The organism is Bacillus cereus group sp. N21, assembly GCF_016483395.1.
Classification (GTDB): Bacteria; Bacillota; Bacilli; order Bacillales; family Bacillaceae_G; genus Bacillus_A; species Bacillus_A pseudomycoides.
On sequence record NZ_JAEHBX010000012.1, the window covers coordinates 1 to 14,573 of the forward strand.

Here is a 14,573-nt window from a genome sequence, read left to right on the forward strand (position 1 = left end):
AATTAAATAACCTGAGTCCATATAAATATAGAACTCAGGTTACTTAGTTGTGCTTTTTGAATACAGTCTACTTGACAAGGGTCACTTCATATAGCGAGTTCTTTTCATTTTACATTTACTCAAACTTGTACAGGAGCTGGCTTTTGATAACGTAAAATCGGTTTACGTGCAGCCATTGTTTCGTCTAGACGTTTAATTACCGTCGTATGTGGTGCTTCTTGTACAACTTCTGGATTTTCTTCTGCTTCTTTTGCGATTTGAATCATCTTATCGATGAAACCGTCTAATGTTTCTTTTGACTCTGTTTCTGTTGGTTCAATCATAATACATTCTTCCACATTTAATGGGAAGTAAATTGTTGGTGGATGGTAACCAAAATCAAGCAGACGTTTTGCGATGTCTAGTGTACGTACACCAAGTTTCTTTTGACGGCGACCTGATAATACAAATTCATGCTTACAATGTCTATCAAATGGAAGATCATAGAACGGCGCTAATCTTCTCATCATATAGTTTGCATTTAATACAGCATATTCTGTTACTGCACGTAGTCCATCTGGCCCCATAGAACGAATATACGTATAAGCACGAACGTTGATACCAAAGTTTCCATAGAATGGTTTCACGCGTCCAATTGCTTGTGGACGATCGTAGTTAAAGTGATAACCATTTTCTGTTTTCTCTAAAATTGGTTTTGGTAAAAATGGAATTAAATCAGCTTTTACACCTACTGGACCAGAACCTGGGCCACCGCCGCCATGCGGACCTGTAAATGTTTTATGAAGATTTAAATGCACAACGTCAAATCCCATATCTCCAGGACGTGCTTGACTTAATACCGCATTTAAGTTTGCACCATCATAATACAATTTACCGCCTGCATTATGAACGATTTCTGCCATCTCTAAAATATTCTCTTCAAATAAACCAAGTGTATTTGGATTTGTTAACATAAGTGCTGCTGTTTCTTCGTTCACAACACGTTTTAAATCTTCTAAGTCAACAAGACCGTGTTCATTTGATTTTACTGTAATTGTTTCAAAACCTGCTACTGTTGCAGATGCTGGGTTTGTTCCGTGCGCAGAGTCAGGAACGATAACTTTTGTACGGTTATAATCACCGTTTGCTTCATGATATGCACGGATTAACATTAATCCTGTCCATTCCCCATGTGCACCAGCTGCTGGTTGAAGTGTTACAGTATCCATACCTGTAATTTCGATTAAATGTTCTTGTAAGTCGTACATTAATTCCATTGCACCTTGCACTGTTTTTTCATCTTGAAGCGGATGAATGTGTGCAAAGCCTGGGAAACGAGCCACGTTTTCGTTGATTTTTGGATTGTACTTCATCGTACAAGATCCTAATGGATAAAATCCAGAATCAACGCCGTGGTTACGGTTTGAAAGTGCTGTGTAATGGCGCATAATATCAAGTTCAGATACTTCTGGAAGCTCTGCATCTTCAGTACGGATATAATCGCTCTCAAACACATCTTCTAATTTCACTTCTTCTACATCTAATTGGGGTAAGCTATATCCTACGCGTCCTTCTCTACTCATTTCAAAAATAAGTGCTTGATCTTGGTTCTTCATTGGATAGCCCCCATTTCGTTTACAAGTATGTCAATTTCTTCTTTTGTACGAAGTTCTGTTACCGCTAGAAGCATATGATTTGTTAATTCTTTATAATCACGGCCTAAGTCGTAACCACCGATAATATTCTTTTGTACTAATGCATCATTTACTTCTTGTACTGGACGTTTGCAATCTACAACAAATTCATTGAAGAATGGTCCAGCAAATGTTACTGTAAATCCTTTTTCCTCAAATTGGCGTTTTGCATATTGCGCTTTAGAAATGTTTTGACGTGCCATTTCTTTCACACCTTGTCTTCCAAGTGCTGTCATTGCAACAGACGCTGCTAATGCATTTAACGCTTGGTTTGAACAAATGTTAGATGTCGCTTTGTCACGACGAATATGTTGTTCACGAGCTTGCAATGTTAATACGAAGCCACGTTTGCCGTCTGAATCCACAGTTTGTCCGACAAGACGTCCTGGGATTTTACGCATAAATGCTTTCGTTGTTGCAAAATAACCGCAGTGTGGTCCACCAAACTGTGTTGGGATACCAAATGGTTGTGCATCACCAATTACAATATCAGCACCAAATTTACCTGGTGGTGTTAAAGCGCCTAATGATAATGGGTTTGAAGAAACGATAAATAATGACTTTTGCTGATGAACAATTTTCTCAATATCAGCTAATCTTTCCACCTGTCCAAAGAAGTTTGGATATTGAACGATTACGCAAGCGACTGTATCATCTACTTCACTTTGTAATACATCTAAATCTGTTACACCATCTTTATGATCAATTTCAACAACTTCAAGATGTTGACCTTTTGCATATGTTTCAAGTACTGCTCTTGATTCTGGATGAACTGCTTTAGAAACAAGAATTTTCTTTTTGCGCGTATGACCAGCTGCTAACATTGCCGCTTCTGCTAACGCTGTACCTCCGTCATACATAGAGGAGTTTGCTACATCCATTCCAGTTAATTCACAAATCATTGTTTGGAATTCAAAAATCGCTTGTAATTCCCCTTGTGAAATTTCTGGTTGGTATGGCGTATAAGCTGTATAAAATTCTGAACGAGAAATAACATGATCAACAATTACTGGAGCGTGGTGATCGTATACACCTGCTCCTAAGAAAGAAGCGTATTCTTTTAAGTTAGCATTTTTACGAGCCATATCAGACAGTTCTTTTAAAAGCTCTGGTTCTGACTTTGCTTGTTTAATCTTTAAATCCCCTTTGAAACGAACACTTTCTGGAATATCAGAAAATAATTCATCGATCGTTGGAACGCCGATCGTTTGTAACATTTCTTTTTTGTCTTCTTCTGTCATTGGAAGATAACGATGCAACATGAAATCTACCCCTCTCCCCGTTACTTTGAACGTTTGTAAAATGGTGTTGGAACGACTACTGCTTTAACGCGTTTATTACGAATCTCAATTTCTACTTCTGTATCAACTGCTGCGTATTTTACATCAACTAATGCTAAACCAATGCTTTTCTTTAACGTTGGAGATTGTGTACCACTTGTAACTTCCCCGATTTTTTCTTCGCCTACATATACAGGATAATGCGTACGAGGAATACCGCGTTCAATTACTTCGATGCCGACTAATTTACGAGGTGCACCGTTTTCTTTGTATTCTTTTAATGTTTCTTTTCCAAAGAAATCTGCCTCTTTATTTGTTTTTACTGCAAAACCAATTCCAGCTTCAATTGGTGTAATATCTTTTGATAGTTCTTGACCATAAAGTGGAAGTGTCGCTTCAAAACGAAGTGTGTCACGTGCTCCCAAACCACATGGTTTTAAGCCGTCTTCTGCTCCAGCTTCAAGAAGTTTCTCCCAAAGTTTTGGAGCATCTTCACTCTTGCAGTAAATTTCAAATCCGTCTTCACCTGTGTAACCTGTACGAGATACAAGTGCAGGAGTTCCATCTACAAGAACATCATTTTTAAATTTAAAGAACTTAATTTCTTTTAAATCTTCTGACACAACTTTTTGTAAAATGCCTTCTGCTTTTGGACCTTGAATTGCAAGTTGTGCAATTTCACTAGAAACATTGACTACTTTCGTATTGCCAATGACATGACTTGCTAACCACTCGTAATCTTTTTCGATATTCGATGCGTTGATTACTAATAAGTAGTCTTCTTCACCACGTTTGTAGATTAATAAATCATCTACTGTACCACCATTTTCGTAACACATTGCTGTATATTGTGCGCCTCCTACCTTTAAGGTAGAAACGTCATTTGTAACAACACGTTGTAAAAATGCCAAACTATCTGTACCTGTTACTTCTACTTCCCCCATGTGAGACACATCAAACAGGCCTGCAGCTGTACGAACAGCTTCATGTTCTTCTTTAATGCTTGAAAATTGAACTGGTAATTCCCAACCACCAAAGTCGATTGTTTTTCCACCATACTTCGCGTATACATCAAATAGCGGTGTACGTTGTAATGTAATCATGTTCTTTCCCCCTTATGCTGTCTATGACAAATCAATAAAAGTTGGCTTCCCGTATCTAAACATTTTTCACTCAGAAAAGATGGGATATACGGAATCTCAATGTATTTTTTTATGAAAGCGTAAATAAAAAAGTACTTTCTTGGATAAAATACGAAAGATTCCACACATTTCACACCATTATCCTAACATTTTTCGATCTATTTCATCAATATTCTAGCATAAAAAATAATTTAGAATTTTTTATTCTTATACTTACAAAAACAACTTCACCTTAAAATGTTAGAATTTAGGATTTTTGGTGAGGGATGTAACAATAAGCGTTTTAGTTTACAGAAGGTGGGAGAGTTTCAATGAATGTCGATATTTCCGTAGATCGGACATGGCAAAATAATTTCTTAAAACGAATTGATGAAGATGGCCCTTGGACAAATTGGGAACTATATGATTTAGCCTATAAAACAGAAGAATCATTGCTTGTCCCTACATTTGATGGTTTGCAAGCCCCTAAACATTTATCCCATTTCACACCGCTTCCTCATCAATTAGAAGTAGCACAAACTGTTATTGAACAAATGAATGGAAAAGCGATACTGGCAGATGAAGTTGGACTTGGAAAAACCATTGAAGCAGGTCTTATTTTAAAAGAGTACATGGTGCGCGGTCTTGTAAAAAAAGTACTTATACTCGTTCCAGCCTCCCTCGTTTCACAGTGGGCATATGAACTGAACACAAAGTTTTTTATTCCTGCTGTTGCCCAGAGAAAAAGCTATTCGTGGGAACAAGCTGACGTTATCGTTTCATCCATTGATACAGCAAAGCGTTCACCGCATCGTGACATCGTTTTAAACTTGGAATACGATCTCATCATTATTGATGAGGCACACAAACTTAAAAATAATAAAACAAAAAACTATGAATTTGCACAACGTCTTAAAAAGAAGTTTTGTTTATTACTAACTGCAACACCTGTCCAAAACAAAATTGATGAAATCTTTAATCTCGTTTCCTTATTAAAACCAGGACATTTAGGCAATCAGTCTAACTTCGAAGAATATTATGCATCGAAAAATCGCTCAGCAGAGTCAGATGAAGATTTAAAAGCACTCATTAATAAAGTGATGGTAAGAAATCGGCGAAATGGTACAGGTATCGAATGGCCGAAAAGGCACGTTCGGACAATATTTGTTGATTTTAATGAGGAAGAGCAGGCTCTATACAATGCGATTGAAAATTGGAAAGGACAAGACGCTTTTACCTCTGCCTTTTCATCATTAACTTTGAAACGAGAAGTATGTAGCAGCCGTGAAGCAGTTTATTATTCACTCAAAAAGCATGTAGAAAAAAGACAAAAAGAAAATGAGAATTATATACCAGACCCATATATCGATGTTTTAATGGATAAAATCAATCATATTCCTTTTAATACAAAAGCAAACCAAGCACTGGAGCTTATAAAAGAAATTGATGATAAAGTCGTCATTTTTACAGAATATAGAGCCACGCAAATGTATTTACAATGGTTTTTAAAACAGCACGGTATTTCATCAGTCCCTTTTCGTGGTGGGTTTAAACGGGGGAAAAAAGATTGGATGAAAGAGCTCTTCCAAAATCATGCGCAAGTGTTAATTGCAACCGAAGCTGGCGGTGAAGGGATTAACTTACAATTTTGTAGCCATATGATTAACTATGATTTACCATGGAATCCAATGCGGCTTGAACAGCGAATTGGACGTATCCATAGGCTTGGCCAAAAAAATGATGTTCATATTTATAACTTAGCAACGAAACATACAGTTGAAGAACATATTTTGAAACTTCTATATGAAAAAATCAATTTATTTGAGCGAGTCATCGGTGAACTTGATGAGATTTTAACAAGAATTAATATGAAAAATATCGATGCACATATTCAAGAGATTTTCGCAGGATCAAAGAGCGAAGGAGAGATTCGAATTAAGATGGAAAATTTAACATCTATCATCGACTTTGCGAAGAGAAACGAAGCTGAGGTGCAAGGCTATGCAGCAACATGAAATTCATAATTACTTATGGAATTTTTTCCAAGCAAATGACTGTGAAATTTTGGGGCGTTCCCCGCATCTACTAGATGTACAATTAACAATTGAAATGGATAAACTATTGATGAATCGCCCTTTTTATTGGCACTACCTTGAGAAAACGGGTGGCATCCCAAATCCGATGCAACTTACTCTCATTACGGATCCAGAGAATGATGAAGAAGAAGGTGAGCTTATTCACTATGGCTCTCCTCGTCTGCATCAAATCTTCCAAACAACAAAAGAACTGGGATCCTACATACGTTTATTCGAAGAAGTAAATTCAAGTGGTACAACTCATATACCACTTCATCCATGGCTTGGCGTCAATGTAAAAGTATGTTATCAATGTGATCGAAAGAAAGATATGCTTCATTCCATCGGGATTCATCTTATTTCTGGAACAATGATTACAAATTTTCATGAAACACTAGCGAAAATTCGGCTCACGCCAAAAATACCAGATTTCAGTTTTACACTTACTCCCATTATTAAGCCGCAAAGTGGATTACAGCGGATAGAAGATGCATTAAAAAATCTCATTGCAGCAGATGATCATACATGGGCTGAAGAAGCACGTGTACGCTGGAATCATGATTTAGCGCTTCTAAATCGATTTTACGAAGAAAGCGAGGAACTTCCCGAAAGCTACGACATAGAAAAACAAGCATTACAAGAGCAATATGAACCGCGTATTACAATGCAAATTATAAATGGTGGGCTCTTTTATGTAACCGCTAACCATTTTTTTTCATAAGAAAAGCCCCTTCATATGAGAAGGAGCTTTTCTTATATTTTCCCATTATACTTTCGACCATCGTTATGTTCTTGTTGTTTCTTTTCTGTCATTCGCTTTTGATATTCTCTATCTTTTGCACTCACATGGTTTGCATCTGTTGGAAGATTTTTCTTCGAACGCCCTACACCATTACTCATCTTTTTCACTCCTTGCTCTTTTAAATTCCTCCTTATTTTCAGCTATAGAAGCATTCCTTATTCATTAAAATAAGAGAAGCTTTTCGCTCCTCTTATTCCTTCACATATTTCTGAAACATATCGTGTAAGCCTTGATTTACGAGATGAGAGATCTGTTCGTCAGATTTATGTGGATAACGATCACGCAACCTGATAGATGCTTTCACCATTAAATTTTCTAATACAGAACGGCCACCTGCTCCATAAATAATTTCAGCATATTCTACAAGCCTTCCGTCCTCTAATGTTGCTGGATTATGATTGAAGAAAAATTTACTCATTGTCTCCACCTCTCTTTTTTGATAACGTTTACATTTATATAGATTATTTATGTTATTTATTTCACAATATTGTATGCATGTATAGATGATTAGTTTCATTATAAAACAACATGACGATAGGAATAATGTATTTTTTCGTCAATTTTGTGAACAAATTTTTAAAAAATGAAAGCGTTTTAATTATTATATAATAAAAAAGATTACCACGCTAGAGGCAATCTTTTTTATTTCTACTAAACTATAACTTACGCTTCGTTTAGTACACGCTCAAGACGTTTGCGAAGCATTGGCATACCGCTGCCGCCTGCTTGGAAATGACGAAGTTTTCCTTCTTTATCAAATACGTAGTAAGCAGGAACATATTTATTTTCAAATGCATCTGTGATCGCATGTTTACTATCAACTAAAATTGGTTGAATGATATCGTGGCTTTCTGCCATTTTTTCAATTACTGCTAAGTCTAAATCTTCTTCTGAGCGAGGCATATGAACTGCTACAACGTTTAAGCGATCATCATACTCATCACGTAATTCATTTACTTCTGGCATTGCTTCTTTACATAAGTAACAGCTTACAGACCAAAAGTGAATTAATGTTGGCTTATCTCCAATTAAATCTTCACGCGTTACTGCGTCGTTTAAAATTTCTGTTGCACCTTCTAATGATGGCATTTGTTCACGTAATTTCATTCTATCTATTCCTCCTACGACTTATAAATTATAGAGTTTCTTGTCCTGGTTTCCAATTTGCTGGGCAAAGGCCGCCTGTTTGCAATGCTTGTAATACACGTAATACTTCGTCTACTTCACGTCCAATATTGTTATGGTGTACAACTTGGTACATTAATTCGCCTTCTGGACTAATGATGAATAATCCACGTAGTGCGATTCCTTCATCTTCTAATAACACGCCGTATTCGCTTGATACAACATGGTTTGTATCAGCTGCTAATGGGTAACGTAAGTCGCCTAAACCATTCTTTGTACGATCTGTGTTAATCCATGCTAAATGTGTGTGTACTGTATCTGTAGAAACACCGATTACTTCCGCATCTAAATCTTCGAACTCATCGTAGCGATCAGATAGTGCAATGATTTCTGTTGGACAAACGAAGGTGAAGTCCATTGGATAGAAATATAATACTGTCCATTTATCATTTTTCATGTTTTCTTCTAAACTAACATTTTTAAATTCTTTATTTGGCATTACTGCACTCATTTCGAAACGTGGTGCTTGTTTCCCTACTAAACGTTTTGTCATATCTATATTCATCCTCCTGAAGCTAATTGAGATTAATTTCTAATTTGTAATGATTACAATTTGTATTATATACAAGTTATCAAATTAAAGTCAACACTAAATTAAAATAATTTTAATTTGATTACAATTATCAATTAATCTTGTGCAATATTCAGAAATTGTATTGTAAAATATATCTATAACTAAGGAGGCACAAAATGAATCAAAATAAGAAAGCTATATTCGATATTGTATTTTATCTCGTCTTCCCTTTTCTCATTTGGAAATTTGCAAAAACGCATATTGATCCTTATTATGCAATGCTTATTTCCTCAGTACCGGGAATTCTTTATACACTGTACTGCTTTAAGAAAGAAAAGCAGTTCAACGTTACAGGGTTCTTTATTCTTATTACCCTTATTGCTAACACGACAGTAGACTTACTATCTGGTTCTGCTGAGAGAATGCTATGGAATGACGCATATTATCATATCGTACTCGGATGCATTGTCATCTGTACAATCTTTATTAAAAAACCACTCATGTTATATTTCGCAGCTGATATCGCAGCCTTGCAAGGACATGACCGAGATAAGAGCCGCACTCTTTACCGTGACAAACGCATATATCCAGCCTTGCAATATTTAACACTATTTTTTGGTCTCCAATTCATTTTAAAAAGCTTTTTAAAAATCTATTTCATTTCTGTTTTTGGTGTAGAAGGATATGGTGAAATGAGAGCAATCATGACCGCTGTTGGCTGGGGAATTTCCATATGTATTGGGATAGGATTTGTATGGGTTAATAATAAAATACACTCAGTAACTGAACAGAAAGAATCTACACAATAAGTTAAAAACTATCATAAGAAATAATAAAAATCCCCCTGTACAATATATGTACAGGGGGATTTTTATAGGTTTATCTGTCGAATCGATGACAAGTATACACTCATCGCAAAAATTGTACTATACCGCCCAGCATCATTACTAGCGGTAAATCATTCCAATTTTTATTAACTTGATTTTTTTCGTTTCTTCTTAACGTTTTGATAAAACAAAGCAGCGCTAAGCGGCATCATACCGAACCATCTATTTAAAAACGGCGCTTTTTCAGCACGGCGCTGCTCTTTCTTTTGCTTTCGATCCTCTTTTGGAGCATCCATATACGATACAAATTGTTGCGTCATAAAACGCACATAATCATTAGTAGACATATCATCACCTCTACTTGATTAGTATGTCCACTTTTTTACGCATTAATCTTACGCAGTAGCTCCCCCATAATCTCTTCCACACTTTTATTTGTCGTATCAATATATATATCCGCTTCTTCATAATATGCCCGGCGGTTCTCAAATTTCTCCACAAACGCCTCAATATTTTCTTTTTGAAATAATGGACGTGTCGTATCTTCACGAAGGCGCTCTGCAATAACATATGGATCACAATATAAATACACGACGGTTCCATTCTCTTTCATCCACTGACGATTCTCTGCGCGTTCCACGATGCCACCACCCGTTGTAATAATTACATTACTCGTTAATAACGAACGCAGCATTTCACTTTCATATTGACGAAATGCATTTTCCCCTTCTTCTGCAAAAATATCACGAATTTCCTTCCTTTGCTTCTCTTCAATTTTTTGATCTGTATCTACAACTGGAATATGGAGTTGCTCACTTAGCATCCTCCCAATTGTTGTTTTTCCGGCTCCCATAAAGCCTGTTATGTAAATGGATTTCATTTTGTTACCTCTTTTCTGTCTGTTTAATTATTTGTATTATAACGAAAGATAAGCTAACGTGGTTTATTTTATATACTACTTGCACAAATTAATAAAAAATGTTTTGTCCTTAATTTGTTATCAAGAACAAAACGTAATGGTCATGTAACTTCTTCCTCATCTCTCTTCCACCCAATTCATAACTCTTTTATTTATTTTATCGTACTGAAAGTTCACTTTATAAGAGCGATTTTGTTTCGTCATACACTGCAATGCGACAAATATAATTTCATTTTCAAATACATAATTCCCGCTCGCTTCACCATTTTCGTATCGAAACGAAAATACAGCATTTTGTTCTTTTTCCTGCAAATCATCCTTTATAGAGGAGACTGCTTGATCAGCAATCTCTTCTAACAAAAATTTTTGCTGCGCCTCCTTATAAAATCTTTGATCAGATTTCAACATATTTATTTCATATATAAAGAATGAAAATAGTAAGAAGAGAAGAATTAACGTTCCCGGCATCGCAAAACCATCTTGTTTTCTCATGTCTTCAACTCAATGGGTGTGTAGCGCGTTGCTACACCGTGATACATTTTACCGCTTATATCTTGCACATGTATAATTAACATATAAGGTGTTAAGTCATAAGAAACCGCATTTACCTTTTGTAATAGAATTTCCATTCCTAACGTATTTACTTTTCTCACGATATTATTTCCTAACATTTCATATGTTACATTCGCACCGTTACTCATTTGAAAAAGTATTAGAGCTTCTTTATTCTCTAACTCGACACCTTTCCCGGTTTTACTCTCTCGAAACTCTAATTGTACTTGTTCCAGGAACACATTCCATTCCCAACTGTTTATTTGCTTTGAATATGGTTTCTCGATAAATAAACTATGGAGGCGCGGCACAAGAAGAAAGAAAATAGATAAAAACAATAAACATAACATCATTTCTAATAACGTAAATCCTGCTTCTACCTCTTTACTTTTTGACATGACGACATTGTTCCATCCTTCTTTGTTTGGTATCTTTCCAAATTGTACAAACTTCTTCTTCCCGCCAATGTATCCAGTACACAACGCCATCTATCGCCTCCTCTTTTTGCTGCTTTAGCTGATTTTGATACATATATAGTGCTGCTTCCCTCTTCAACAATGAATGTGCTTTATACCGAAATTGAATATTTTTTCTTTCTTGCATGATGAGGAGTGTTTGCGGAAGTAATAGCGACACAGCCATCATTAATAAACTTAACGATACAAGCATTTCCAGCATAACCGACCCTTTTTGACACTTCACGATACGTAAATCTTCCTCTCCCAAGTTGAAATACAATTTCATAGGTGCGTGAGCGATAAGAAAGTAGAATTGTACCAGCTTTGTTTATATTTCCATTTGCATTATAGGTCATTGGATTTGGAAAAGTATTCAAATCAATTTTTATATCTCGTTCATATTCCCGGATAAAAAGGGAACGCTCATCCCCAGATTCCCAAATACTGTACATATGTTTCTCAGGACTCCATCGCAGCATATGAAGATTCCGGCGGTTTATAGCTAACTGCTGCATATACAAAATATCTTGTGAAAATTGCTTCAAAAACTGCTCTACCTTTTGCTTTTCATATAACGGAGCAACATTAAAGTAAGTGACGACGCTTAATATAGAAATGATGAATAAGACAAGAAGCATCTCTAAAAATGTAAATCCTTTTTGTTTCACGATTTACCAACAGATACTGTGCCGTCCTCACTTGAAATACTAATCGGTTCCCCTTTTGGACACGTTGTAGAAGTAATATACTTTTCTTTCACTAATTCATCTACTGTTGGTATCTTATTCTTTTCTAATTGATAAGCTTGCACTTGCGCTTCGACAGACTTCACGTATGCATCGCAACCTTTTCCTTGTACGGAAGAGCGCTGTTTAATTACATTTGGAATAATTAATAAAAGTAATACTGAAATAACGACCATCACTAATAACATTTCTAAAAGAGTAAATCCTTTTTCATTTTTCATTTAAACTACCTCCTAAATAGAATTCATCATTTGAAACATCGGCATAATCATCGCTAAATACATAAGAACAACAATTATGCCAATACATGTAAACAAAAGTGGTTGAATAATGACTAAAATACGTTGAATCTTTCCTTCCATTTTTTCAATCGTTAATTCGCTATAGTCTCCTAATTCTGTCGCTAAGTTTCCGTTTGCTTGTCCATGCGCAATCACGTAAGACAGTTCCCTCTCGTAATAACCGCTCTTCATAATAATAGAATCCAACTGTTCTCCTGCGATTAATAATTCTTCAATTCGAGTGGCTTCACATTGAAAAAACGGGTGATGTTTTTGTTCAACCATTAACGTTAAGGCCTCTAGTACCGATAGTCCTCCTTGTAATAAGCCGCTTAATTGAACAGAGAAATAATGAGAATTTGTTAAAATAAGAAATGTTTTTATAAGAGGAATACGAATCATAATATTCATTCTTTGAACTGGGGGAAGTTTTTGTATATAAAATACATATATACATGTTCCTAAAACGAGGCAGAGAAAAAATCCTCCAATCATGTACGGAAGCATTCGAATAAGGAGCATAATATGATCGGTAAATGAAACAGAAGAAGCTCGCAAGGAACTATATAATGTTTCAAATTGTGGAAGCAAAACGAAATTGAATACAGCAAGTATCCCTAATAGAAAAAAAGATAAAAATATCGGGTAACGAAGCACTTTCATCATATCTTTTTGATGTTTATCTTTTCTATGCAGCAGTACACTTCCTTGTTGCAACGCAAAAGAAATATCCCCATGCCGCTGTGCATAGAATAAATAACTTAATATGTCTGGATGAAACATAAGTTGGTGAAAAGCATCATGAATGCTTCGACCATTTTTTAATTCTTCTGCAATATGTTGCAATTGAATTTGTTTTTGAGAAGATAACTGAAACTGCAGAAACTCTAATGCTTGCAAAAGTGAATAGCCCTTTTCTAACAATTCCCCAAGTCTTCTTAATAACAAGACTTGCTCATGTAATCGCCACCCTTTTCGTTCAAACATAAACATCCTCTTCTAAAAAGCCTAAGGCATATCCTTTTCTTATACATGATTGCAACGTTTCATAATGATAGGTTACACGCTCTCCATTCGCTTCACGAATAGCTTTTTTCAATTCATGGCCATATAACAACTCATAAACGCTTGCTTGCCGCACTTGCCTCATTGCTTTACATAACGGCGAACATTTCCCTTTGCAAAATGGACACTTCAATTCAACAAGACGCTGTGCTGCCACAGCAAGCAATGATTGCTCAATTTCTTGCCGCGTAATCCCATAGTCCATCAAACGTAACACAGCTCCTTTTGCATCGTTTGTATGCAGTGTTGTCATTACTAAATGGCCTGTTAAACTCGCACGCACAGCTCCTTTTGCTGTTTCTTCATCACGAATTTCACCAACTAAAATAATATCAGGATCATGGCGCAAAATCGCTTTTAAACCAGTTGTGTACGTGATACCTGCTTTTTCATTAATCTGAATTTGTAACAAGCCATCCTTTCTCTTTTCGATCGGATCCTCCAGTGTAACAATACGACGTGTTTGTCCCTTTTTGGCTACCTCTAACAAAGCATACATTGTCGTTGTTTTCCCAGATCCTGTCGGCCCAGTAAACACGAGTAATCCATGAGAATGATGTACAAAAGAGAGAAGTGTTTTTGCCGAGCTTGGAAATAAAGAAAGATGGGAAAGTGGTTGAACCGACGCTTGCAAGTGTAAACGAATGACGAGGCTTTCTAAATACACAGTTGGTAGTGTAGAAAGACGCAAGTGCACTTCTTGCCCCTCAATTTGTAAATACAATGATCCATTTTGTGGCTTACGTCTCTCCCCTATATCCATAGATGCTAAAAATTTAAAATGCGAAACAAGTCTTTCTCCAAATTCCTTTCCAATACAATGCTTCGTTACTAAATCTTTTCCAATGCGCAATTGTATGACTGCATCTGCTTGTCGCGGCACGATATGTAAATCGGATGCCTGTAATGCACATGCTTCCTTCATAATTGTATTGGCAAAATGTTCAACACCATTCATAATGATCTCCTCCTCACTATGTATATATCATGCGGAAATATAAAAGAAAAATAGCGACTTTCGTATTTTCAACAGAGAAAAGAGGGAAAATATGTTTGTGAAATTATGAACAATTTC

18 protein-coding genes and 1 pseudogene are annotated in these 14,573 nt (G+C 36.0%); 3 read left to right on the forward strand and 16 right to left on the reverse strand.

Annotation, left to right across the window (positions count from 1 at the left end):
• Positions 1-119: 119 nt before the first annotated feature.
• The 3 genes from gcvPB to gcvT are packed head-to-tail and all read right to left on the reverse strand — an operon-like array spanning position 120 to position 4,056.
• Positions 120-1,595, reverse strand: coding sequence for an aminomethyl-transferring glycine dehydrogenase subunit 2 (gcvPB, locus tag JDS96_RS09160; protein WP_018765808.1), 1,476 nt, complete (start codon positions 1,593-1,595; stop codon positions 120-122).
• Positions 1,592-2,935, reverse strand: coding sequence for an aminomethyl-transferring glycine dehydrogenase subunit 1 (gene gcvPA, locus JDS96_RS09165; protein ID WP_199666650.1), 1,344 nt, complete (start codon positions 2,933-2,935; stop codon positions 1,592-1,594). Before gcvPA ends, gcvPB begins: the two co-directional genes overlap by 4 nt.
• A gap of 20 nt (positions 2,936-2,955) precedes the next feature.
• Positions 2,956-4,056, reverse strand: coding sequence for a glycine cleavage system aminomethyltransferase GcvT (gene gcvT, locus JDS96_RS09170; RefSeq protein WP_003200273.1), 1,101 nt, complete (start codon positions 4,054-4,056; stop codon positions 2,956-2,958).
• Between the two features lie 350 nt (positions 4,057-4,406).
• On the opposite strand from gcvT, the gene JDS96_RS09175 reads away from it, so the two are divergent.
• The gene (locus JDS96_RS09175) at positions 4,407-6,089 is read left to right on the forward strand and encodes a DEAD/DEAH box helicase (RefSeq protein WP_003200271.1); all 1,683 of its coding nucleotides are present in this window, start codon (positions 4,407-4,409) and stop codon (positions 6,087-6,089) included.
• On the forward strand, positions 6,076-6,870 hold the full coding sequence (locus JDS96_RS09180) for a YqhG family protein (RefSeq protein WP_018765810.1): 795 nt from the start codon (positions 6,076-6,078) through the stop codon (positions 6,868-6,870). The genes JDS96_RS09175 and JDS96_RS09180 overlap by 14 nt, the downstream gene beginning before the upstream one ends.
• A gap of 32 nt (positions 6,871-6,902) precedes the next feature.
• On the opposite strand, the gene JDS96_RS09185 is transcribed toward JDS96_RS09180, so the two are convergent.
• The 4 genes from JDS96_RS09185 to JDS96_RS09200 all read right to left on the reverse strand — a co-directional run bounded on the left by JDS96_RS09185 (position 6,903) and on the right by JDS96_RS09200 (position 8,629).
• Entirely contained in the window at positions 6,903-7,049 is a 147-nt protein-coding gene (locus JDS96_RS09185; protein WP_016116306.1) for a hypothetical protein, read from the reverse strand.
• Between the two features lie 92 nt (positions 7,050-7,141).
• A complete protein-coding gene (locus tag JDS96_RS09190; RefSeq protein WP_003200265.1) occupies positions 7,142-7,369 on the reverse strand; it encodes a hypothetical protein in 228 nt (75 codons plus the stop codon).
• Positions 7,370-7,614: 245 nt separating this feature from the next.
• A complete protein-coding gene (locus JDS96_RS09195) occupies positions 7,615-8,058 on the reverse strand; it encodes a TlpA disulfide reductase family protein (RefSeq protein WP_199666651.1) in 444 nt (147 codons plus the stop codon).
• Positions 8,059-8,086: 28 nt separating this feature from the next.
• Positions 8,087-8,629 (reverse strand): peroxiredoxin, encoded by a 543-nt coding sequence (locus tag JDS96_RS09200; protein WP_016116309.1) that lies wholly within the window; start codon positions 8,627-8,629, stop codon positions 8,087-8,089.
• A gap of 197 nt (positions 8,630-8,826) precedes the next feature.
• Here JDS96_RS09200 and JDS96_RS09205 point away from each other — a divergent pair, with 197 nt between their 5' ends.
• Positions 8,827-9,459, forward strand: coding sequence for a VC0807 family protein (locus JDS96_RS09205; protein WP_003200259.1), 633 nt, complete (start codon positions 8,827-8,829; stop codon positions 9,457-9,459).
• 164 nt (positions 9,460-9,623) lie between these two features.
• On the opposite strand, the gene JDS96_RS09210 is transcribed toward JDS96_RS09205, so the two are convergent.
• The 9 genes and pseudogenes from JDS96_RS09210 to comGA form a co-directional block, all read right to left on the reverse strand.
• A complete protein-coding gene (locus JDS96_RS09210; RefSeq protein WP_016116311.1) occupies positions 9,624-9,824 on the reverse strand; it encodes a YqzE family protein in 201 nt (66 codons plus the stop codon).
• A 35-nt stretch (positions 9,825-9,859) separates the two neighbouring features.
• The gene (locus tag JDS96_RS09215) at positions 9,860-10,357 is read right to left on the reverse strand and encodes a shikimate kinase (protein ID WP_003200427.1); all 498 of its coding nucleotides are present in this window, start codon (positions 10,355-10,357) and stop codon (positions 9,860-9,862) included.
• A gap of 156 nt (positions 10,358-10,513) precedes the next feature.
• Complete coding sequence (gene comGG / locus JDS96_RS09220) at positions 10,514-10,888, reverse strand: competence type IV pilus minor pilin ComGG (protein WP_018765812.1); 375 nt, start codon at positions 10,886-10,888, stop codon at positions 10,514-10,516.
• Positions 10,885-11,436 (reverse strand): competence type IV pilus minor pilin ComGF, encoded by a 552-nt coding sequence (comGF, locus tag JDS96_RS09225; RefSeq protein WP_242479882.1) that lies wholly within the window; start codon positions 11,434-11,436, stop codon positions 10,885-10,887. Before comGF ends, comGG begins: the two co-directional genes overlap by 4 nt.
• A complete protein-coding gene (gene comGE, locus JDS96_RS31975; protein ID WP_231398946.1) occupies positions 11,333-11,650 on the reverse strand; it encodes a competence type IV pilus minor pilin ComGE in 318 nt (105 codons plus the stop codon). The genes comGF and comGE overlap by 104 nt, the downstream gene beginning before the upstream one ends.
• Positions 11,631-12,074 (reverse strand): annotated as a pseudogene (gene comGD, locus JDS96_RS09230) (competence type IV pilus minor pilin ComGD); the annotation flags it as partial. The gene comGE and the pseudogene comGD, both read right to left, overlap by 20 nt.
• On the reverse strand, positions 12,071-12,373 hold the full coding sequence (gene comGC, locus JDS96_RS09235; protein ID WP_003200417.1) for a competence type IV pilus major pilin ComGC: 303 nt from the start codon (positions 12,371-12,373) through the stop codon (positions 12,071-12,073). The gene comGC and the pseudogene comGD, both read right to left, overlap by 4 nt.
• 12 nt (positions 12,374-12,385) lie before the next feature.
• Positions 12,386-13,426: a competence type IV pilus assembly protein ComGB gene (gene comGB, locus JDS96_RS09240; RefSeq protein ID WP_026008570.1), complete on the reverse strand. Its 1,041-nt coding sequence runs from the start codon at positions 13,424-13,426 to the stop codon at positions 12,386-12,388.
• On the reverse strand, positions 13,413-14,456 hold the full coding sequence (gene comGA, locus JDS96_RS09245) for a competence type IV pilus ATPase ComGA (protein WP_199666652.1): 1,044 nt from the start codon (positions 14,454-14,456) through the stop codon (positions 13,413-13,415). The genes comGB and comGA overlap by 14 nt, the downstream gene beginning before the upstream one ends.
• Positions 14,457-14,573: the final 117 nt, after the last annotated feature.

What these genes read in the sequence shown, in the direction of transcription:
- gcvPB (WP_018765808.1), bottom strand. Translation starts at nt 1,595, where the DNA reads ATGAAGAACCAAGATCAAGCACTTATTTTTGAAATGAGTAGAGAAGGA.
- gcvPA (WP_199666650.1), bottom strand. Translation starts at nt 2,935, where the DNA reads ATGTTGCATCGTTATCTTCCAATGACAGAAGAAGACAAAAAAGAAATG.
- gcvT (WP_003200273.1), bottom strand. Translation starts at nt 4,056, where the DNA reads ATGATTACATTACAACGTACACCGCTATTTGATGTATACGCGAAGTAT.
- JDS96_RS09175 (WP_003200271.1), top strand. Translation starts at nt 4,407, where the DNA reads ATGAATGTCGATATTTCCGTAGATCGGACATGGCAAAATAATTTCTTA.
- JDS96_RS09180 (WP_018765810.1), top strand. Translation starts at nt 6,076, where the DNA reads ATGCAGCAACATGAAATTCATAATTACTTATGGAATTTTTTCCAAGCA.
- JDS96_RS09185 (WP_016116306.1), bottom strand. Translation starts at nt 7,049, where the DNA reads ATGAGTAATGGTGTAGGGCGTTCGAAGAAAAATCTTCCAACAGATGCA.
- JDS96_RS09190 (WP_003200265.1), bottom strand. Translation starts at nt 7,369, where the DNA reads ATGAGTAAATTTTTCTTCAATCATAATCCAGCAACATTAGAGGACGGA.
- JDS96_RS09195 (WP_199666651.1), bottom strand. Translation starts at nt 8,058, where the DNA reads ATGAAATTACGTGAACAAATGCCATCATTAGAAGGTGCAACAGAAATT.
- JDS96_RS09200 (WP_016116309.1), bottom strand. Translation starts at nt 8,629, where the DNA reads ATGACAAAACGTTTAGTAGGGAAACAAGCACCACGTTTCGAAATGAGT.
- JDS96_RS09205 (WP_003200259.1), top strand. Translation starts at nt 8,827, where the DNA reads ATGAATCAAAATAAGAAAGCTATATTCGATATTGTATTTTATCTCGTC.
- JDS96_RS09210 (WP_016116311.1), bottom strand. Translation starts at nt 9,824, where the DNA reads ATGTCTACTAATGATTATGTGCGTTTTATGACGCAACAATTTGTATCG.
- JDS96_RS09215 (WP_003200427.1), bottom strand. Translation starts at nt 10,357, where the DNA reads ATGAAATCCATTTACATAACAGGCTTTATGGGAGCCGGAAAAACAACA.
- comGG (WP_018765812.1), bottom strand. Translation starts at nt 10,888, where the DNA reads ATGAGAAAACAAGATGGTTTTGCGATGCCGGGAACGTTAATTCTTCTC.
- comGF (WP_242479882.1), bottom strand. Translation starts at nt 11,436, where the DNA reads ATGGCGTTGTGTACTGGATACATTGGCGGGAAGAAGAAGTTTGTACAA.
- comGC (WP_003200417.1), bottom strand. Translation starts at nt 12,373, where the DNA reads ATGAAAAATGAAAAAGGATTTACTCTTTTAGAAATGTTATTAGTGATG.
- comGB (WP_026008570.1), bottom strand. Translation starts at nt 13,426, where the DNA reads ATGTTTATGTTTGAACGAAAAGGGTGGCGATTACATGAGCAAGTCTTG.
- comGA (WP_199666652.1), bottom strand. Translation starts at nt 14,456, where the DNA reads ATGAATGGTGTTGAACATTTTGCCAATACAATTATGAAGGAAGCATGT.